The sequence below is a fragment of the Hydrogenovibrio halophilus DSM 15072 genome, assembly GCF_000384235.1.
GTDB classification, from domain to species: Bacteria; Pseudomonadota; Gammaproteobacteria; order Thiomicrospirales; family Thiomicrospiraceae; genus Hydrogenovibrio; species Hydrogenovibrio halophilus.
In genome coordinates this window covers 912118-930466 of sequence record NZ_KB913033.1, presented here as the reverse complement: position 1 = coordinate 930466, position 18349 = coordinate 912118, and the positions used below count along the sequence as shown (strand labels likewise).

The window sequence follows — 18349 nt, the reverse complement described above, 5'->3', positions numbered from 1 at the left end:
GCGGCTGTTGAGCCGCTTTTTCGTTTCCGTTTCGGACATTGTTTTTTGCCTAAGATGCCTGCATTCAGGCGTGTTGGGCAAAGCACAATGTGTCCCCGGTCTGCTCTAAGTACCAGGCCTGGTCAAAAAGCATAAGGAGCATGCATGCAATACGATTATGATGTGATCGCCATCGGTGGCGGCAGTGGCGGTTTGTCTGTGGTGGAGCGCGCCGTGGAATATGGCAAGAAGTGCGCGGTGGTCGAGGCCAATAAAATGGGCGGCACCTGCGTCAATGTCGGCTGCGTGCCCAAAAAGGTCATGTGGTTCGGTTCCCACATCGCCGAGGCCTTGCGCGATGCATCGGACTTCGGGTTTCACGTGGAACAAAAGGGGTTCGACTGGGGCAAACTGGTCGAGCAGCGTGAAAACCTGATTGGCAACATCACCGAATGGTATGCCGGCTATTTTGACGAGCTGGGGATTGACGTGCTCGAAGGGTGGGGCCGTTTTGTGGATAAGCACACGATCGAGGTGGCCGGTCGGGAATTTACCGCCGAAACGATTGTGGTCGCACCGGGTGGCAAACCCTTTATTCCCAATGAAACCGAAAACGCCGAACTGGGCCTCACTTCCGACGGGTTTTTTGCCCTGAAAGAACAACCGAAAAAAGTGGCGGTGATCGGCAGTGGCTACATTGCCGTGGAAATCGCCGGGGTGCTGCAGGCGCTGGGCACCGACACCACCTTGATCAGCCGTAAGGACTTGGTACTGCGCGGATTTGACGACATGATCCGTGAAACCCTGACCGATGCGATGATTGAAAGCGGTGTGAAAAAAGAATACCACTTCAAGGTCAAAAAACTGGAAAAAGCCAAAGACGGAACTCTGATCGTCGAGTCCGAAGACGGTCAGCATCTGCAAGGGTTTGACGAGGTGATCTGGGCGGTCGGGCGTGAAACCGTGACCGAGCCACTGGGGCTGGAAAACGTTGGTTTGAGCGTCAACGGCAAGGGGTATCTGGACGTGGACGACTTTCACCAGACCGCTGTGCCCAATATCTACGCGATCGGCGATGTCACCGGTCAGGCGCAATTGACTCCGGTGGCGATCCGCGCCGGACGCTATCTGGCCGAGCGTCTGTACAACAACCAGCCGCATTTGAAAATGGATTTGTCCAAAGTGCCCACCGTGATTTTTTCTCACCCGCCCGTGGGCACAATGGGCTTGGCCGAACACGAAGCCCGTGCCCAATACGGGCACGACAATGTGCAGGTTTACAGCTCGGTGTTCACGCCGATGCGCAATGCCTTTACCGCGCATCAGGTCAAAACGGCTTTGAAGCTGGTGTGCGCCGGTGAGGAACAAACCGTAGTCGGCCTGCACATTGTGGGCGAAGGCGCGGATGAAATGCTGCAAGGCTTTGCCGTGGCCGTACAGATGGGTGCGACCAAGGCCGATCTGGACGCCACCATTGCCATTCACCCGACCTCGTCGGAAGAGCTGGTGACCATGCGCCCGATGATTTTAAAATAAAGCGTTTCCCCCAGAACCGCTTATGCAACCGCTCAAACCCAAAAGGCCGTGTCAATGCACGGCCTTTTGGGGTCTGGGCTCTGTAATGTCAGTAAACCGTGACCAGTCCATAGCCTTTGGCTTGCCAACCCATCAGGCTGATGAAACCGGATCGAACCGGTTCAATACCGGGCAACAAAGTGTCGTTATCAACGTTGAAATACGCGGTGGCACCACCACAGGCTTCCATTTTCACCCCTAGCGATTGTAGGCGGGCAATCTGTTTCGCGATCTGCTCGAGCGTTTCATCGTGTTCCATTGCCAAAGTTTCTTCCGGTTCGGTGGTGATGAAGGTCACAGCCTTCGAAATAAAAATCATCTGCAGATCAAAAGTGACGCCTTCTTTTTTCAGGTTGGTGACGTTGGTTTCAATCGCTTTCAGATATCCAAGTAGCGGTTTCGGGTGGCTTTTGCGCACATCGTAGATGGCTTTGACATGATCCACGCCGCTCAAAGCTTGGGCATTATTCAGTGATTGTGCCTGTGTGACAGGACTGATGGACAGCAGAGCGCTCATCAGTATAGTGGCAAGGAGCGCTTGCACTTTGTGATGGAAAGAGGTTAATGGCATGGTTTCTCCTGATTGGTTGAATGAATGTATGTTTATTGTCAGTTTAACCTTTCGGGGTGGGCAGAAAATTCAATCTTTATGTAATCTCAGTCTGCAGGCGGTTTGATAACCGGTACTGGAAAGCGTGGTTCTTCTCCAGTCGGGTTGAGGCATGTCAAGGTCATGTTTTCGGTTTGCTTAAGGCATTGATGTAGCCAGTGGTGACTCAGTTCGACAGAGGTCGCTAAGTCATGGCCTTTGGCCAAGTGGGTGGCGATGGCGGATGACAGCAAGCAGCCAGTGCCGTGCGTCGCCGAGGTACTCACGCGGGGAGAACACGTCGTTTTGACGGGGTGTTTGCGTTGAAATAACCGGTCGCAGCAGGCTAAAGGGTCTGGGTTATGACCGCCTTTGATGAGTACGGCCCCCGCCCCAAGTGACAGAAGGCGCTGAGCCAGCGCGCCTGGCGAAGGGTTGTCGGATGCGGCACAGCCTGAAAGCGCCTGCGCTTCGGGCTGGTTGGGGGTGATCAGGGTCGCCAGTGGCAGCAGTTGCTTGATCAAGGCTTTCTCGCCCGCCTGCGATAAAAGACGATGGCCGCTGGAACTCATGACGACTGGGTCCAGCACAATGGGCAGAGTCGCATAGGGTGCCAAGTGTTTGGCCACTGTCTCTACAATGGTCGGGTTCGCAAGGGCCCCGATTTTAATGGCGTCCACCTGCTGGTCTGAAAGCAAGGCATCCAGTTGTTCGTCCACCCACTGAGCAGGCAAGGCATGCACGGCCTGTACCCCTTTGGAATTTTGAGCGGTAATGGCTGTGACCACAGTCAGGGCGTGTGCACCTTGGGCTTGAATGGCTTTCAGGTCTGCCTGAATGCCCGCCCCGGCGAAGCTGTCCGACCCGGCCACTGTCAAAACAGAAGGCTTGGTATTAACTGACATGGCGTTCTCCCGTTTCATGTGAAACAGACCAGGCCTGGTCAAAAAGGCTTTGCAGGCTGCGCAGTTCTGTGACCGGGTCATCGGCCCTTTGCAACGCATCGATCATGGCGACACCGGCAATGCCCGATCGACCCAGTTGGGGCAAGTGCCGGGCTTGAATGCCTCCGATGGCAATGACGGGGCAGGGAACCGTTTGGGCCCACTGTGTAAGGCGATCCATCCCCACCGCGGGGTAGGGCAAACGTTTGCTGGGTGACTCAAAGATCGGCCCAATTGCTAGATAGGAAGGTGACCAGAGCTGGGCACGGGTGATTTCATCGAGCGTATGGCTACTTAGCCCCAGCGCGAGACCGGCATGGCTCAGTTGCGAGAGTATCTCATCATGCACTTCTGATAAATCTTCCTGGCCGAGGTGCACACCGTCGGCACCGTATCGGATTGCCAGTGCCCAGTGGTCATTGATGATGAGTTGGCAGGGCATGTCTGCCATAAGGCGGCACGCCAGCGCCACTTCGGCTTCGATCTTTTCGATGGGTCGGTTTTTGATTCGAAGTTGAACCACTCTGGCTCCAGCGTTCGCCATGGCACAGGCCTTCTGTGCGCTTTCAACCAATGGGTAGATGCCCAGTAAAGTCGGCAAAGAAGCAAATCGCATTACGGTACCTGATGCCAAAAAGGTGTGCCGATGGTCGGAGTGGAAGCACTCGCCCACTGGCGCTGGGGCATGATGCCAGCGCGATACCCAAGGCGACCGGCGGAAACGGCCTGCTCAAAGGCGCCGGCCATGCGTGTCGGATCAGGCGACAGAGCAATGGCGGAATTCAGCAATACACCGTCACATCCAAACTCCATGGCCTCGGTGGCATCCGACGGCCGTCCGAGCCCAGCATCCACGATCAGTTGAACCTGAGGAAAACGTTCACGTAAAAGCATAATATTTTGCGGATGGCGTATCCCCTGACCACTGCCGATGGGCGAGGCCCAGGGCATCAGAATGCGGCAACCCACATCGACCAGGCGCTGGGCCAATACCAGGTCATCGGTCATATAGGGAAAGACCTCAAACCCGTCTCGGATTAAAATGTCCGCTGCTTCAACCAGCCCGAACGGGTCCGGCTGCAGGGTCTGTTCATCGCCGATCACCTCCAGTTTGAGCCAATGGGTGCCAAACACCTCCCGTGCCATTTGGGCCGTGGTGACGGCTTCGCGCACCCCGTAACAACCGGCGGTATTGGGCAGCCAGTGGACCGGCAGTTGTTTCAGCCAGGACCAGTAACTGGAATCGGTGTTTTGCCCGGCGGTCTGTCGGCGCAGGGAAACGGTCACGACTTCGGCCCCACTGGCCTCAATCGCAGACTGCATCACCTCGGGCGATGGGTAGAGCGCAGAGCCGATCATCAGGCGGCTGCTTACCTGGGTGTCGGCCAGGCGCCAGGAATCGGTCATATCAACCTCCTTGCATGGGGGCGACGATTTCAACCTGATCGCCCGGTTGTAAAAAGTGATTGGCCCAGCGGCTTCTGGGCACAAAATCCAGATTGACGGCCACGGCCACCGATTGGTCGTCGCAGGCCATGTGTTTCAATAGCTCCGTCAAGCGCAAAGGTGCTTTCAAGCGTACCGGGGCATTGTTGACAACAATGGACACAGTCGAGTCGCTCATGCCGGATCCTCCGTTTTGGTCAAGTTGTCATCGGCCACAAACGCCGGCACAAAGCAGGCGGCAGCGTCCTGCGCCAATGCGGGCGCCAGCAGATAGCCATGTCGATACAGGCCGTTGATGCGGGTGCGTTTTCCTTCCTGCACCATCGACGGTTTGTTATCGGGCAAAGCGGGTCGACAGGCGGTGCGGGTTTCCAGAATCCGGGCTTCGCCAAAGCCCGGATGCAGGCTGTAGGCGGCGGACAGCAATTCCAGTGCAGAGCGAACCGACAGCGGACTGTCGTCATTGGCTTCGATTTCGGTGGCCCCGATCACATATTCATTGTGAGGCCGAGGCACCACGTAAATCCGATAACGCGGGTGCATCAGCCGAACCGGGCGCTGCAGACGCACTTCGGGAGCCTGAATCCGAATGACTTCTCCGCGTACACCGCGCAGGCTCTGCCAGTCCGGTGCGGCACCCAGTCCCCGACAGTCGAAGACATGGTCGAAGCCCTGAGGCGACGCCTCCTCTGTGCGCACCGTGCCTTCCCGCGTCGGGTCGGCCGAACTGGTAATCTGCCAGTCAACAAGTGGGTGTTGGTGCAAAAAACGTTCACTGGCGGCCATAAACCGGCGGCTGTCCACCTGCCCTTCCTGAGGCAGATACCAGGCCTGGTGAAAAGCGGACAAATCCGGTTCCAGTTGCTGGAGTTGAGCCGATTCCAATGGCTGAACCGTTTGAGATGCTTCCGGTGCCCGGCTTTTCAGTCGCTGCATAAACAGGGCCAGTTCGTTTTGGTCGGCAGGATGGGCGGTCAGCACACTGCCCTGTTGCTGCAAGGCGGTTTCGATGCCCAGCGTCCGCACCAATTCTGGCCAAAGGGCCATGGAGCGAAGCCCCAGCGTGAGGATGTCCGATTCGGCGGTTTCGACCTCGGCGAAAGGGGCCAGCATCCCGGCGGCGGTCATACCGGCAGATTGATCACCAAAGCTGGCGTCCCGATCAAACAAGGTGACCCTGTGACCATGCCCGATCAAAGTCATGGCCAAAATGCGCCCCAGCAGGCCCGCTCCGACGATGCCAAAATGCCTGCGCTCAGCCATGATCGGTGCCCGTCAGCTGATCCAGTTCCACATACACTTTGCCGCCCTTTTCCTGAAAGCGTTCCGACATGTCACGCATGCCGGCTTCAATCGCTTCTTGAGAGGTCAGCCCTTTGGCTTCGGCGTAATCGCGCACCTCCTGTGAGATTTTCATGGAGCAGAACTTGGGGCCGCACATGGAACAGAAATGCGCGACCTTGGCCGAATCGCGCGGCAGGGTTTCGTCGTGGTAAGCCCGTGCCCGTTCCGGGTCCAGCGACAGGTTAAACTGATCTTCCCAGCGAAATTCAAACCGGGCCCGGCTCATCTGGTCGTCCCACTGCCGCGCAGCCGGATGTCCCTTGGCCAAATCGGCGGCATGGGCCGCGATTTTGTAGGTGATCAGGCCTTCTTTGACGTCATTGCGATTGGGCAGCCCCAGATGTTCTTTGGGGGTGACGTAACAGAGCATGGCGGTGCCATACCAGCCAATCTGTGCGGCCCCGATCCCGGACGTGATGTGGTCATAACCGGGCGCAATGTCGGTCGTCAAAGGCCCGAGCGTGTAGAAAGGGGCTTCGTGACAGTCGGCCAGTTGCAGATCCATGTTTTCCTTGATCAGATGCATGGGCACATGCCCCGGCCCCTCGATGATTACCTGCACGTCTTTTTCCCAAGCAATTTTGGTCAGCTCGCCCAGGGTTTTGAGTTCGGCCAGTTGGGCCTGGTCATTGGCGTCGGCAATCGAGCCTGGACGCAGACCGTCGCCCAGAGACACGGTGATGTCATAGGCGTTGAGGGTGTCGCAAATCTCGGCAAAATGCTCGTAAATAAAGCTTTCCTGATGGTGGGCAATGCACCATTTGGCCATGATCGAGCCACCGCGCGAGACAATCCCGGTCACCCGGTCCGCGGTCATGGGCACAAACGCCAGACGCACCCCGGCGTGAATGGTGAAGTAGTCCACGCCCTGTTCGGCCTGTTCGATCAGGGTATCGCGAAACACTTCCCAGCTCAGGTCTTCGGCCACGCCATTGACCTTTTCCAGTGCCTGATAAATCGGCACGGTCCCGATGGGCACCGGGCTGTTGCGCAAAATCCAGTCGCGGGTGGTGTGAATGTTTTGCCCGGTAGACAGATCCATCACCGTGTCCGCGCCCCAGCGGGTGGCCCAGACCATTTTTTCCACTTCTTCGTCAATCGACGAGGTGGTGGCCGAATTGCCGATATTGGCATTGACCTTGACCAGAAAATTGCGACCAATGATCATGGGCTCGGCTTCCGGGTGGTTGATGTTGCAGGGGATCACAGCGCGACCGGCCGCGATTTCGTCCCGAACGAATTCCGGGGTGATGGTTTCGGGCAGATTGGCTCCGAATCCCTGTCCTTTCAAGCGCTGACGGCGCTCGGCTTCGACCGGGGTTTCGGCAGAAGTGTCAGCGGTTGCTTCCAGGCGGCGCTGGTTTTCGCGCAATGCCACAAACACCATTTCCGGAGTGACGATGCCCTGGCGGGCATAGTGCATTTGCGTCACCTTGTGACCGTGTCTGGCTTTGAGTGGCTGGCGGCGTAAACCGGTTGTCGCCTCCAATAATCGTTGCATCTGGGCATCGGTTTTGAGGCCATTGTCCACCGGATTGGGCTGGCGACCGGAGTAAGATTCCGTGTCCTGACGTGCCTCAATCCATTGGTCTCGTACCGGGGACAGGCCGCGGGTGACATCGACTTCGATCTCTGTGTCGGTATAAGGGCCGGAGGTGTCATAGACATCAAAATGTTCGCCGTTGGTCAGCGCAATGCGGCGCATCGGCACTTTCAGATCGGGAAAGGCGTCATGCGTCAGATAGGTTTTTCTGGAAGCCGGCAAAGGGGTTTGGCTGAGGGTTTGCGCCAATTGCTCGTTGGCGGCGGTTGCGGTGGTGTTGGCTGTCATGTGCGTTTGTTTCCTGTGTTAAAAGCCAGGAAAAAACCGCGAAGAAAGGACGATTCTGCAGGTGAAAAACACCGGCAAGATCGGAACATCAAACTGAGTGGACACAGACGGAAACGAAGCGGAATCGGCGGCTTCACGTCAGGTGTCGACACATCGACCCCGACGCAAACCGGGTGCGAACACCCAAAGCGGGGGGAGGTCTCTTCCTTACGCTGGTTTTAACCAGATCAAGTTCAGCGGGTTCAGCCACCGGAACCGTCGGACGGTTCGCTTGGCTGTCTCAGTGTTTGGGCACACACCCCGAGAGCGAATCAATTTTTCAATTGCTTTTTTAAGTTAGCAAAGCTTTGGTCGGCTTTCAAGTAAAACAGTGAAAATCCACCAGGCCTGGTGTGCTTTGCAGTTGGCTGAAAACCAGGGATCGCATACACTAACCTCATGAATTCAATAACCTTCAGGAAAGACGATGAAAGCATTACGTGGTTTTAAAGAATGGTTTCCAACGTTGGCGGAATCCGCCTGGGTGGATGCCTCTGCGGTGGTGATTGGCGATTGCACTTTGGGCGAAGACGTCAGTGTCTGGCCCAATGCGACCTTGCGCGGTGACGTCAACGCCATCCGGATCGGTGCCCGCTCCAATATTCAGGATGGCTGTGTCTGCCACACCACGCACAGCTCTGACATGACCAAAGGCTCGCAATGCCGGGTGGGCGAGGACGTGACGGTGGGACACAATGTGGTATTGCACGGCTGTGTGATCGAAGACCAGTGCCTGATCGGCATGGGTTCGGTGGTGTTGGACAACGCGGTGGTGCGTTCCCAGGTGATGATCGGGGCCAACTCTCTGGTGCCGCCTAATAAAGAATTGGAATCCGGCCATCTGTATCTGGGGTCACCGGTCAAAAAAATCCGTCCGCTCACCGACGAAGAAAAAGCGTTTTTCAAATATTCGGCCGGGCATTATGTGCGTTTGAAAAACACCTACGCCCAACAGGACGCTCAAATCGACTAAGCCCAGACCCAAAGCCAGGTGGTGATCAGGCCGATGCCGCCGCTGAGCCAGAGAGGCAGGGCGACGCGGGTGAGCATTTGTCTGCCGCCGATGCTGGCGGCCATGCTGCCTTTGACCAAATTGTTGACGGCGGCGGCGATCACAATCCCGGTCGCGGCAATGGCGGTACCCAGCTCTTCCTGGCTCATCCGTGCCAGCGACAGGGTGATGGCATCGACATCGGCCACACCGGAGGCGGCGGCCAGCGCCAGAATGCCCGCGTCCCCAAACCAGTCGCGCAGGGTCTGCCCGAGCAGCATCACCAGTGTCAGCAGCAACCCGAATGCCAGCGCGGTCTTCAATTCCAGCGGGTTCCTCAAGGGCGTTTCCTGAATCGGGTTCTGATGGGCCTGGGCGCGCCAGTAGATCACGGCCGGCAGGTAGGTGAGAATCGCCATCACCAGCGCCGGCAGCCACAGCGGGTAAAACAATGCGGGGCTCAAGGCCGAGGCCACCAGCAGCATGCGTGGAAACATGGTGCCGCAGGCAATCAGAATGCCGGTGGCGAGCATGGGTCCCATTTCCGAGTGGGTGCGGGTCAGGCGTGAAAAGTGTAGGGTGACCGCTGTGGAAGCGGCCAATCCACCAAAAAGACCGGTAAAAACCGCGCCTTTGCGCGCGCCGCCGATTTTGATGGCGCTGTAGCCAACAAAAGAAATGGCGGCGATCACCACCACCATCCACCAGATTTCGTAAGGGTTGAGCGCCTGATAGGGGCCATAGCCCTGATTGGGCAGAATGGGTAGCAGCACCACCGAAATCAACAACAGTTTCAGGGCCGCATGCAGTTCCTTGGGTTGGAGACGCGCCAGCCCGCGATGCAGGGCCGGCTTGTAGGTGAGCAGCAGAGTGACCACCACGGCGGTGGCGCTGGCGAGCAGAACGTCGCCCATTCCGGCGAGCACCCCCAGCATAAAAGTGACCAGCGTCGCAATCAGTGTGGTGATGCCCACGTCATCGCCCTGACGCAGATTGAGCGCATACACACTGGTCATGACACCGGCCAGCGCCACAAACGCCAGCCCAATGACCCAGTGGTCGAGATCGACGATGGCGAGCAATCCGCCGAGCAGGCCGACCAGGCCGAAGGTGCGTACCCCGGCAATGCGTCCGCCATCACGGGTTTCGCGGTTTTGCCAGCCGCGCTCGGTGCCAATCAGCAGGCCGATGGCCAGAGCGACGCCCAATGGGTAAAGCAATTGCTGGAATTCGGTCATCCATCTCCTCGTTTGACAGGGTTACATCTGTGCGCGCAAGGCCTCGATCACTGGCTGGGTTTGCGGGTGGACGCCGCGCCAGAGCGCAAACGATTCGGCGGCCTGTCCCACCAGCATGCCCAGACCATCCCGCGTCTGACATTTCGGCTGGTGTTGGTGTGCCCACTGCATAAACACGGTGGGCTCATTCTGATACATCATGTCATAGACCAGTGACTGGGGCCCCATGATTTGCTCGGACACGGGCGGGCGCTTGCCTTCCAGACTGGCCGAGGTGCCATTGATCACAATGTCATAGGGCCGATCAACGGGAATGTCTTCCCAGCCGCTGGCCGACAGAGGCACGTCGGTCTCAAAGCGTTGCCCCAATACGTCTGCGCGTTTGGCCGTGCGATTGGCAATGTGCACCAGGCCTGGTTGTTTTTGCAGCAGCGGCTGCAGAATGCCCTGCACCGCGCCGCCAGCGCCCAATATCAGCACCCGTTTGCCAGCGAAGGCCACGCCCGCATTGGTTTCGATGTCGCTCACCAGACCCACGCCATCGGTGTTGTCGCCAAACAAGGGCTCATCCAGCACCAGCGTATTCACCGCATGCGCCGTCCGGGCGCGCTCGCTCAGGTCCTGGGCCAGTTCAAACGCATCCAGTTTGAAGGGCACGGTCACATTCAGACCCTTGTAGCCTTGCTGGCGCAGGGACTGCACGCGCCGGGCAAAGTTGTCGTCTTCGGTGTCGATCCGAATCGCTTCATAGATCAGGTTCTGCCCGGTCTGTTCGGCAAACATGGCATGAATCTGGGGCGATTTGGAGTGGGCGATGGGGTCGCCCACCACCGCGTATTTGTCCGGTTGTTGGCTCATTGTGCCGCTCCGTCCTCTTTCAGCCAGATCGCCGCCTGTTTGGCAAAGTAGGTCAGAATGCCGTCGGCGCCGGCCCGTTTGCAACTGAGCAGGGTTTCCATCACCACCGCACGTTCATCAATCCAGCCGTTTTGCGCAGCGGCTTTCAGCATCGCGTATTCGCCACTGACGTGGTAGACAAAGGTGGGCGCCTGGAATTCGGTCTTGACCCGGTACACAATGTCCAGATAGGGAATACCGGGTTTGACCATGACCATGTCGGCCCCCTCATTGATGTCCAGCGCGACTTCGTGCAGGGCTTCATTAGAGTTGGCCGGATCCATCTGGTAGGTTTTCTTGTCGGCCTTGCCCAGATTGCCCGCCGAGCCGACCGCGTCGCGGAAAGGCCCGTAATAGGCCGAGGCGTATTTGGCGGAATAGGCCATGATGCGGGTGTGAATCTGACCGTGGTCTTCCAGCAGCTCCCGGATCTCGACAATGCGCCCGTCCATCATGTCGGAGGGGGCGACCACGTCGGCTCCGGCCTGCGCATGCGACAGCGCCTGCTGCATCAACACATCAATGGTGTCGTCATTGAGCACATAGCCTTCGCCGTCGATGATGCCGTCCTGGCCGTGGGTGGTATAAGGGTCCAGCGCCACATCGGTCATGATCCCCATTTCCGGCACCGCTGCTTTGACCGCCCGGGTGGCGCGTTGCACCAACCCATCGGGATTGAACGCTTCTTCGGCGGTCAGGGTTTTGGTGTCCGGGTCCGGCACCGGAAACAGCGCAATCATGGGAATGCCAAGCGAGGCCAGGGTTTTGGCTTCGTCCACCAGCAGATCGATGCTCAGGCGTTCAATGCCGGGCATGGAGGCGACCGCTTCGCGCTGGTTGTCGCCTTCGATCACAAACATCGGATAAATCAGGTCATTGGCAGTGAGGACGTTTTCCTGCATCAGTCGGCGGGAAAAGGCGTCTTTGCGCATGCGGCGCATGCGGGTAATGGGGAATTGGCGTTCAATCATGATGGAAGCTCCTGAAAGGGGTTTTGATCGCATGATACTCCCGGGGCCATAAAAAATAAAGCAACCCGGTAATCAATAAAACTGACCAGGCCTGGTAAGAGGTTGGGTTAAAATTGGGCCTTTTGGGCTGAAAGCGAAGGGCGATGCAATGAGTGACATGGATACCTTTGATTACGTGTTTTTTGATCGGCCGCTGGCCGAAAGTTTTGCCGAGCAATTGAATCAACAGGGCATTCAGGCCAGTGTGCTGGCCGTGGCCGAAACCGGTGAGGAAACCGTGTGCGAAGTTCAGGTCCGTCAGGCATTGACCGACGAACAGATGGACATGGTCGAAGCCTTATACGACCAGCGCTTTTTCGAAGACCAGGCCGCACTGATCGAAGGCAATGACGGTGGGGCCCAGGCCGATGTCTGTGGCGTGCAGTTGCGTTTGAGTTCGGGCGACTACACCACCGTTGCGATTGACCCGGAAATCATGAACCGTCTGTTATCGGTTCTGAGCATCGAAGAAATTCAGGCGTTTCTGCATCAGGTGGCCGAAGACATTGAGCACCCGAAAACCGGGCCGGTTTGTCAGCGTCTGCCTCAGAATGAAGGGCGTCAATAAATCAAGTCAATAGACTGGGGTGTGTTGCCCATAAAAAATTTATATAAGCAACTTCTAATTTTCCAAGAGGGAAAACTTGATCTTGACCCTTGGAAAACATATTATTACGGGTTAGCAATGTGCTGTGCGTCGCTGGTTGCAGGTGGCGCTGAATAATATAAAAGTTTTTAAATATAAACTCTTGAAATTGAGGCAACTGGTTCGGTTGTCAATCAAGGAGCAAAACATGACAGACAAAATCGTTGAAAAGGTTGCTGTGCAAACCGACGAGAGCCGTGATCAGGGTCGTCGTGCCTTTTTGAAAGGCAGTGCAGCCGTAGCCGGTGGTGTACTGTTCACCAAAGCGGCGTCAGCGGCGGAAGGTGGTCAGTATGACCCCAAAAAAGCCGTCTCGACTTATGCCGGTAAAGAAGAAATGACCGAAGTGCTGCAAGACGGCGCTGCGCGTAAATCTCTGGGCTTTGGTGTGCGTAAGTACCCATACGGCATGCCTTCCCCGTACGAAAAAGAAGTTCAGCGTCGTACGCTGGAATGGCTGACCCCGGATGCGATGGCGTCCATCACCATGACGCCACTGCAAAGCCTGCACGGGATCATCACCCCGAACGGTCTGCACTTTGAGCGTTTCCACGGTGGGGTTCCGACCATCGATCCGGCCGAACACCGTCTGGTGATCCACGGCCTGGTTGAGCGTCCATTGATTTTTACCATGGACGACCTGAAGCGCTTCCCATCGGTTTCCCGCATTCACTTCGCTGAGTGTCCGGCCAACGGTGCCATGGAGTGGAAAGGGGTTCAGCTGGATTCCGTCCAGTGGACACACGGCATGATGTCTTGTGTGGAATGGACCGGTGTGCGTCTGTCTGATCTGCTGAAAGAAGCGGGCATCAAGCCCGAAGCCAAATGGTTGATTCCAGAAGGTGCGGACGCGGCGGCTCTGACCCGCTCCATCCCGATGGACATCGCCATGGACGACTGCATCATTGCTTACGCCCAGAACGGCGAAGCGCTGCGTCGTGAACAAGGTTACCCAATTCGTCTGGTTGTGCCAGGCTGTGAAGCCAACATGTGGGTCAAGTACCTGCGTCGTATCCAGGTGCATGACGTACCGGCACAGCATCGTGAAGAAACCTCCAAATACACTGAATTGATGCCGGATGGCACCGCTCAGCGTTTCTCATGGTACATGGAAGCCAACTCGGTGATCACTTACCCGTCACCAGATTTCAAGATGCAGGGGCCTGGTAAATACTTTGTCCGTGGTCTGGCCTGGTCTGGTCGTGGCAAGGTCAAGCACGTTGACGTCTCCTTTGACGGTGGACGCAACTGGAAAGAAGCCCACTTTACGTCCGCGGTCCTCGACAAAGCCTGGACCCGCTTTGAAGTGGAATGGGACTGGGATGGTTCCGAAGCCTTTATGATGAGCCGTGTAACCGATGAAACCGGTTACGTACAGCCGCCGATGCCACAGATGCGTGAGCTGGAAGGCACCAACAACGTCTACCACCGTACAGCGATGGTGACCTGGCGTGTTCACCCATGGGAAGATGGCAAAAACGGAGGTATGATCGAAAATGTTCAATACTAAGCAAACACTACTGGCGTCGGCAGTGGCCATGGCTGCTACCGGTACCGCCTTTGCAATGAGCGGCAGCGGCGACGGTTCTGCCAACGGCGAAAAAATTGACGGCAAATACGCTGCAAACTATGCAGAAATCATCAAAGAAAACAATGGTGAGTATTTGGACCCGAAAGTGATCGAAGCCATTCTGGGTGAAGACGCCACTTACGGTCGTACCGGTTTGATGGCTAAGCTGGACCCGGCCAACCCTTACTCCTTCGAAGTGGACGACAGCATCGATGGTGGTAACCACGGCAACGCGCAGTGTAAAGTGCCAGCGGCCTTTACCGAAGTGCATGAAGAAGCAGCCAAAAACTACACCAACGATGCCGACTTCAAGGCTTACGGCTTTGGTAAGCCCATTGCCGAAGAAGCCACCAAAGTCTGGAACATCACTGTAGACGGTGACGGCAACAATTTGCCCGATCCTTCAGTGGGCATGACCGTTGAAGAAGGCGGTGAACTGTATGTTCAGTTCTGTGGCATGTGTCACGGTGACTTTGGTGAAGGCGCCAAAGGCTATTTGCCATTGGCGGTAGACGGCAACTTGGTCACATCTGACTTTGATGATTCGTCACCGATGAAAACCGTGGGCAACTACTGGCCGTATGCGGTCACTCTGTTTGACTACATCCGTCGTACCATGCCTTTCTGGACGCCTAACATGCCAGCGATTGGTGATGCGGGTTACATGGGCATGACCGGTTACATCATGCAGTCCAACTACATTCCGGTTGGCTTTGACGATGACGGTAATCCGATTGAGCTGGATTATGATACCGTCTATAACTCTGAACTGCTGATGAAGCAGAACAAGTATATGAAGAACCAGGGCAACTTCTTCTGTGACCACCGTCCGGTGATTCACAACGAACGTTGTATGTCTGACTGTCCTGACTACATGGTTGGTGACGGCAAAGGCAATATCCAAAACTTCGAACAAGCTCGCTTGTTGCCGGATGGTACGCCTCAGTACAACGTACCTGAACGTATGCACGAAGATCCACCAGGTGTGGGTCACGCAGGCATGTAAAGCCTGACGCTTATCATAAAAACCCGCTTCGGCGGGTTTTTTTTCGTCTGAATACCGGGATTCGACTTGCACCACACAATGAAATCCGTAGAATAAACCGTTATTCCCACTCGGAAATAACGAGCGAGAAAAAGGACGGCCCCGATGCCATTGATTGACCCGTTTGATCGACACATTGAATATTTGCGCGTTTCGGTGACAGACCGCTGTAATTACCGTTGCGGTTACTGCATGCCAGAACAGGGCGTGCACCCGGAAGGGCACCACAGCGAATACCTGACGTTTGATGAGCTGACGCGCATTATCACCGCGTTTGTGACATTGGGGGTCAAGAAGGTGCGCATTACCGGCGGGGAGCCATTGGTGCGCAAAGGCATCCCGGGCTTTGTCTCCCAGATTTCACCGCTGAAAGGGCTCAAGGAAATCGCGCTTTCGACCAATGCGCATCACCTGGAGAAACACGCGGTGGCCCTGAAAGAAGCGGGTTTGCATCGTGCCAATATCTCCATTGATTCACTCAAACCCAAGCTGTTCAAAGAAATCACCCGCGGCGGGGATCTGGAGAAGGTGCTGGCCGGGGTCAAAGCCGGGATCGACGCCGGTCTCAACCCGATGAAATTCAATATGGTGGTGATGAAAGGCACCAACGACGTTGAAATCGAAGACATGATCGATTTCGGCATCGAACACGGTGTGGAAGTGCGTTTCATCGAAACCATGCCCATCGGGCCAGCCGGGGTGAGCATGATGGATCAGCACTACCCCAAGAAGAAAATTCTGCAACGGGTGCGCGATCATGTGGGCAAGGACTTGATTCCCTGCACCAGCCAAAGCCATGATGGCCCGGCCAATAATTTTGAAATTCAGGATACCCAGGCCAAAATCGGAGTGATCTCAGCCGTGTCCGATCATTTCTGTGAAAGCTGCAACCGGGTTCGGCTGACGGCCACCGGGATTCTGGCGTTGTGTCTGGGGCAGGAAGATTCGGTCGATTTGAAAACGCCGTTGCGTGAAGGCATTTCAGACGAGGACTTACAGGCCTTGATCGTCAAATCCATGAAAAAGAAACCCGAACGTCACTTTTTCAACGAGAACGTTCACAACATCGAGTTCCGCCAGATGGTCTCACTTGGCGGCTGAACAAAGAGGACAAGCAGATGTTGACCGTACAGTACTTTGCACGTTTCAGAGAAGAATTGGGCACCAGTCGCGAGCAATTGCCGATGGAAGGCTTTGAGTCGGTGGAATGTGTGTTGAAACACCTGTCCGAGCGCGGCGACAACTGGGCACGGATTCTGGGTGACGGCCAGCAGGTTCAGATTGCCGTCAACCAGGACATGGCGCGGCGTCATACCCCGATCAAAGCCGGGGACGAAGTGGCCTTTTTTCCGCCCGTGACCGGTGGCTGAGATGTTCGAGCAGATCCGGGTACAAACCGACGATTTTGATCTCAGTCATGAGGTCAAGGCCCTGAGAGAGGGCCACAAGGACATTGGTGCCGTGGTCAGTTTTGTTGGTACGGTGCGCGACGTCAATGACCATGCCGATGTGGCCGTTCTGGAACTGGAGCATTATCCAGGCATGACCGAAAAAGCCCTGGAAAACATCCGCCAGAAAGCGCATCAGCGCTGGCCCCTGCAGAACAGCTTGATCATACATCGCGTGGGCGAAATGCGTCCCTGTGATCAGATAGTGCTGGTGGCTGTGGCCTCGCGTCACCGGGAAGCGGCCTTTGAAGGGGCGCATTTTATTATGGATTTTCTCAAGACCCACGCGCCTTTCTGGAAGAAAGAGACCTTGCCTGATGGCACCACCCGCTGGGTGGACGCACGGCTTTCGGATGACGAAGCCAAAAAGAAGTGGCTTAAGGCTTCCGAAAACGCCTGAATTTTTTTAAACGACCTTCAACGGTTAACTGTCATTGCCCCGCTCCGCGGGGTTTTTTTTCGATGAACAAGGAACCAATCATGCAAATGCTGAGCTTCGATCAGGCCCTGGCACAACTGGTCAGAAAGGCCCAACCCCTTCAACGCACTCAGACCTTGCCGGTTGGCGAAGCACTGGGCCGTGTACTGGCCGAACCGGTTGTGTCGCCGATGGCGGTGCCGCCGCATGACAACAGTCAGATGGATGGTTACGCACTGCACAGCTTTGATTTGACCCACGGGCAGGAGCTGCCGATCAGCCAGCGCATTGCTGCCGGCGATCACGCCGACACGCCGCTGGAAAGCGGGACCGCTGCGCGCATCTTTACCGGCGCGCCGATTCCACCCGATGCCAATGCGGTGGTGATGCAGGAAAACGCCGAGATGGTGGACGACACCCGCATTCGGATCAAACAGCCCAGTGTGGCAGCGGGCGAAAACATTCGCCGCAAAGGCGAAGACATTGCCAAAGGCGCGACCATTCTGGAACCCGGACAGCGTCTGCGTCCGCAGGATCTGGGGTTGATCGCCTCCATTGGTCAGGCCGAAGTGACCGTGTATGTCCCTTTGAAAGTGGCGACCTTTACCACCGGTGACGAACTGCTGGCCCCAGGCGAAGACTGGCAACCGGGCAAAATTTTCAATGCCAATCATTCGGTGATTCAAGGCATGATGCAGCAATGGGGGGTTGAACTGGTTGATCTGGGACGCATTCCCGATGACGCGACCGCCACCCGTCGTGCCTTGCAGCAAGCCAGTGAACAGGCCGATGCGATCATTACCACCGGGGGGGTGTCGGTGGGCGAAGAAGACCATCTGAAACCCGCTGTGGAGGCACTGGGCTCGCTGGATTTGTGGCGGGTGAAAATGAAGCCGGGCAAACCACTGGCGTTTGGCTTTGTGAATGATACGCCGTTTATCGGTCTGCCGGGCAACCCGGTTTCCGCCTTTGCCACCTGTTATCTGTTTGCCCGCGCGTTTCTGCTGCGCATGCAGGGGGCCGAAGACGTCTACATCAAGCCCTACTGGGTCAAGGCCGACTTTGACTGGCCTCAGGCCGGATTTCGGCGTGAGTTCGCCCGAGCGCAACTGGTCAGTGGTCCCAATTACGCGGAAACCAAAGTCGTCTTGTATCCGCAACAGGGGTCCGGCGTTCTGACTTCCACCGTCTGGGGTGAAGGGTTTGTGGTGATCGAAGAGGACACGACGGTGTCACAAGGCGATACCGTGGCTTTCTTGCCGTTTGATGCGTTCCAATAATGACAAGGCCTGGTCGTTTTGTCATCAAGTTGCCGGTCTTTGTAATAAATTGCGCAATA

At 56.5% G+C, this 18349-nt stretch carries 19 protein-coding genes and 1 riboswitch; of the genes, 9 read left to right on the top strand and 10 right to left on the bottom strand.

Features of this window, described 5'->3' with window-relative positions:
• Positions 1-144 precede the first annotated feature (144 nt).
• Positions 145-1515 (top strand): glutathione-disulfide reductase, encoded by a 1371-nt coding sequence (gorA, locus tag A377_RS0104480; RefSeq protein ID WP_019894977.1) that lies wholly within the window; start codon positions 145-147, stop codon positions 1513-1515.
• Positions 1516-1603: 88 nt separating this feature from the next.
• On the opposite strand, the gene A377_RS0104475 is transcribed toward gorA, so the two are convergent.
• From A377_RS0104475 to thiC, 7 genes are all read right to left on the bottom strand, one after another.
• Positions 1604-2125 carry a DsrE family protein gene (locus A377_RS0104475; RefSeq protein WP_051083142.1) on the bottom strand — a complete coding sequence of 174 codons (522 nt, stop codon included), beginning with the start codon at positions 2123-2125 and terminating at the stop codon, positions 1604-1606.
• Positions 2126-2211: 86 nt separating this feature from the next.
• The gene (thiD, locus tag A377_RS11850) at positions 2212-3048 is read right to left on the bottom strand and encodes a bifunctional hydroxymethylpyrimidine kinase/phosphomethylpyrimidine kinase (protein WP_051083141.1); all 837 of its coding nucleotides are present in this window, start codon (positions 3046-3048) and stop codon (positions 2212-2214) included.
• On the bottom strand, positions 3038-3703 hold the full coding sequence (locus A377_RS0104465; RefSeq protein WP_019894973.1) for a thiamine phosphate synthase: 666 nt from the start codon (positions 3701-3703) through the stop codon (positions 3038-3040). Before A377_RS0104465 ends, thiD begins: the two co-directional genes overlap by 11 nt.
• Positions 3703-4494, bottom strand: a complete 792-nt coding sequence (locus A377_RS0104460; protein ID WP_019894972.1) for a thiazole synthase — start codon at positions 4492-4494, stop codon at positions 3703-3705. The genes A377_RS0104465 and A377_RS0104460 overlap by 1 nt, the downstream gene beginning before the upstream one ends.
• Before the next feature lies 1 nt (position 4495).
• The gene (thiS, locus tag A377_RS0104455; protein WP_019894971.1) at positions 4496-4711 is read right to left on the bottom strand and encodes a sulfur carrier protein ThiS; all 216 of its coding nucleotides are present in this window, start codon (positions 4709-4711) and stop codon (positions 4496-4498) included.
• Complete coding sequence (gene thiO, locus A377_RS0104450) at positions 4708-5796, bottom strand: glycine oxidase ThiO (protein WP_019894970.1); 1089 nt, start codon at positions 5794-5796, stop codon at positions 4708-4710. The genes thiS and thiO overlap by 4 nt, the downstream gene beginning before the upstream one ends.
• Positions 5789-7708: a phosphomethylpyrimidine synthase ThiC gene (gene thiC / locus A377_RS0104445; protein ID WP_019894969.1), complete on the bottom strand. Its 1920-nt coding sequence runs from the start codon at positions 7706-7708 to the stop codon at positions 5789-5791. The genes thiO and thiC overlap by 8 nt, the downstream gene beginning before the upstream one ends.
• Before the next feature lie 187 nt (positions 7709-7895).
• Positions 7896-8021, bottom strand: a riboswitch (TPP riboswitch).
• A gap of 153 nt (positions 8022-8174) precedes the next feature.
• Here thiC and A377_RS0104440 point away from each other — a divergent pair.
• A complete protein-coding gene (locus tag A377_RS0104440; RefSeq protein WP_019894968.1) occupies positions 8175-8720 on the top strand; it encodes a gamma carbonic anhydrase family protein in 546 nt (181 codons plus the stop codon).
• On the opposite strand, the gene A377_RS0104435 is transcribed toward A377_RS0104440, so the two are convergent.
• Genes A377_RS0104435 through hemB form a run of 3 tightly spaced genes read right to left on the bottom strand, consistent with a single transcriptional unit; the run spans position 8717 to position 11844 of the window.
• Complete coding sequence (locus A377_RS0104435) at positions 8717-9976, bottom strand: MgtC/SapB family protein (RefSeq protein WP_019894967.1); 1260 nt, start codon at positions 9974-9976, stop codon at positions 8717-8719. The two genes, A377_RS0104440 and A377_RS0104435, sit on opposite strands and share 4 nt — an antisense overlap.
• Positions 9977-9997: 21 nt before the next feature.
• Positions 9998-10834 carry a shikimate dehydrogenase gene (gene aroE, locus A377_RS0104430; protein ID WP_019894966.1) on the bottom strand — a complete coding sequence of 279 codons (837 nt, stop codon included), beginning with the start codon at positions 10832-10834 and terminating at the stop codon, positions 9998-10000.
• Positions 10831-11844 (bottom strand): porphobilinogen synthase, encoded by a 1014-nt coding sequence (hemB, locus tag A377_RS0104425; protein WP_019894965.1) that lies wholly within the window; start codon positions 11842-11844, stop codon positions 10831-10833. Before hemB ends, aroE begins: the two co-directional genes overlap by 4 nt.
• Positions 11845-11992: 148 nt before the next feature.
• Between hemB and A377_RS0104420 the strand changes: the two genes are divergently transcribed.
• From A377_RS0104420 to A377_RS0104390, 7 genes are all read left to right on the top strand, one after another.
• On the top strand, positions 11993-12451 hold the full coding sequence (locus tag A377_RS0104420; protein WP_245546770.1) for a hypothetical protein: 459 nt from the start codon (positions 11993-11995) through the stop codon (positions 12449-12451).
• 226 nt (positions 12452-12677) lie between these two features.
• Positions 12678-14039 carry a sulfite dehydrogenase gene (gene soxC, locus A377_RS0104415; RefSeq protein WP_019894963.1) on the top strand — a complete coding sequence of 454 codons (1362 nt, stop codon included), beginning with the start codon at positions 12678-12680 and terminating at the stop codon, positions 14037-14039.
• A complete protein-coding gene (locus tag A377_RS0104410) occupies positions 14026-15105 on the top strand; it encodes a c-type cytochrome (RefSeq protein ID WP_028485263.1) in 1080 nt (359 codons plus the stop codon). The genes soxC and A377_RS0104410 overlap by 14 nt, the downstream gene beginning before the upstream one ends.
• Positions 15106-15249: 144 nt before the next feature.
• Positions 15250-16245 carry a GTP 3',8-cyclase MoaA gene (gene moaA / locus A377_RS0104405; RefSeq protein WP_019894960.1) on the top strand — a complete coding sequence of 332 codons (996 nt, stop codon included), beginning with the start codon at positions 15250-15252 and terminating at the stop codon, positions 16243-16245.
• 17 nt (positions 16246-16262) lie between these two features.
• Positions 16263-16514, top strand: a complete 252-nt coding sequence (gene moaD, locus A377_RS0104400; protein WP_019894959.1) for a molybdopterin converting factor subunit 1 — start codon at positions 16263-16265, stop codon at positions 16512-16514.
• Between the two features lies 1 nt (position 16515).
• Positions 16516-16992, top strand: a complete 477-nt coding sequence (gene moaE, locus A377_RS0104395; protein ID WP_033422832.1) for a molybdopterin synthase catalytic subunit MoaE — start codon at positions 16516-16518, stop codon at positions 16990-16992.
• 80 nt (positions 16993-17072) lie between these two features.
• Complete coding sequence (locus A377_RS0104390) at positions 17073-18290, top strand: molybdopterin molybdotransferase MoeA (protein WP_019894957.1); 1218 nt, start codon at positions 17073-17075, stop codon at positions 18288-18290.
• The last annotated feature ends 59 nt before the right edge of the window (positions 18291-18349 follow it).

Excerpts from the sequence above, each read along its gene's own strand:
- gorA (WP_019894977.1), top strand. The coding sequence starts at position 145 with ATGCAATACGATTATGATGTGATCGCCATCGGTGGCGGCAGTGGCGGT.
- A377_RS0104475 (WP_051083142.1), bottom strand. The coding sequence starts at position 2,125 with ATGCCATTAACCTCTTTCCATCACAAAGTGCAAGCGCTCCTTGCCACT.
- thiD (WP_051083141.1), bottom strand. The coding sequence starts at position 3,048 with ATGTCAGTTAATACCAAGCCTTCTGTTTTGACAGTGGCCGGGTCGGAC.
- A377_RS0104465 (WP_019894973.1), bottom strand. The coding sequence starts at position 3,703 with ATGCGATTTGCTTCTTTGCCGACTTTACTGGGCATCTACCCATTGGTT.
- A377_RS0104460 (WP_019894972.1), bottom strand. The coding sequence starts at position 4,494 with ATGACCGATTCCTGGCGCCTGGCCGACACCCAGGTAAGCAGCCGCCTG.
- thiS (WP_019894971.1), bottom strand. The coding sequence starts at position 4,711 with ATGAGCGACTCGACTGTGTCCATTGTTGTCAACAATGCCCCGGTACGC.
- thiO (WP_019894970.1), bottom strand. The coding sequence starts at position 5,796 with ATGGCTGAGCGCAGGCATTTTGGCATCGTCGGAGCGGGCCTGCTGGGG.
- thiC (WP_019894969.1), bottom strand. The coding sequence starts at position 7,708 with ATGACAGCCAACACCACCGCAACCGCCGCCAACGAGCAATTGGCGCAA.
- A377_RS0104440 (WP_019894968.1), top strand. The coding sequence starts at position 8,175 with ATGAAAGCATTACGTGGTTTTAAAGAATGGTTTCCAACGTTGGCGGAA.
- A377_RS0104435 (WP_019894967.1), bottom strand. The coding sequence starts at position 9,976 with ATGACCGAATTCCAGCAATTGCTTTACCCATTGGGCGTCGCTCTGGCC.
- aroE (WP_019894966.1), bottom strand. The coding sequence starts at position 10,834 with ATGAGCCAACAACCGGACAAATACGCGGTGGTGGGCGACCCCATCGCC.
- hemB (WP_019894965.1), bottom strand. The coding sequence starts at position 11,844 with ATGATTGAACGCCAATTCCCCATTACCCGCATGCGCCGCATGCGCAAA.
- A377_RS0104420 (WP_245546770.1), top strand. The coding sequence starts at position 11,993 with ATGAGTGACATGGATACCTTTGATTACGTGTTTTTTGATCGGCCGCTG.
- soxC (WP_019894963.1), top strand. The coding sequence starts at position 12,678 with ATGACAGACAAAATCGTTGAAAAGGTTGCTGTGCAAACCGACGAGAGC.
- A377_RS0104410 (WP_028485263.1), top strand. The coding sequence starts at position 14,026 with ATGTTCAATACTAAGCAAACACTACTGGCGTCGGCAGTGGCCATGGCT.
- moaA (WP_019894960.1), top strand. The coding sequence starts at position 15,250 with ATGCCATTGATTGACCCGTTTGATCGACACATTGAATATTTGCGCGTT.
- moaD (WP_019894959.1), top strand. The coding sequence starts at position 16,263 with ATGTTGACCGTACAGTACTTTGCACGTTTCAGAGAAGAATTGGGCACC.
- moaE (WP_033422832.1), top strand. The coding sequence starts at position 16,516 with ATGTTCGAGCAGATCCGGGTACAAACCGACGATTTTGATCTCAGTCAT.
- A377_RS0104390 (WP_019894957.1), top strand. The coding sequence starts at position 17,073 with ATGCAAATGCTGAGCTTCGATCAGGCCCTGGCACAACTGGTCAGAAAG.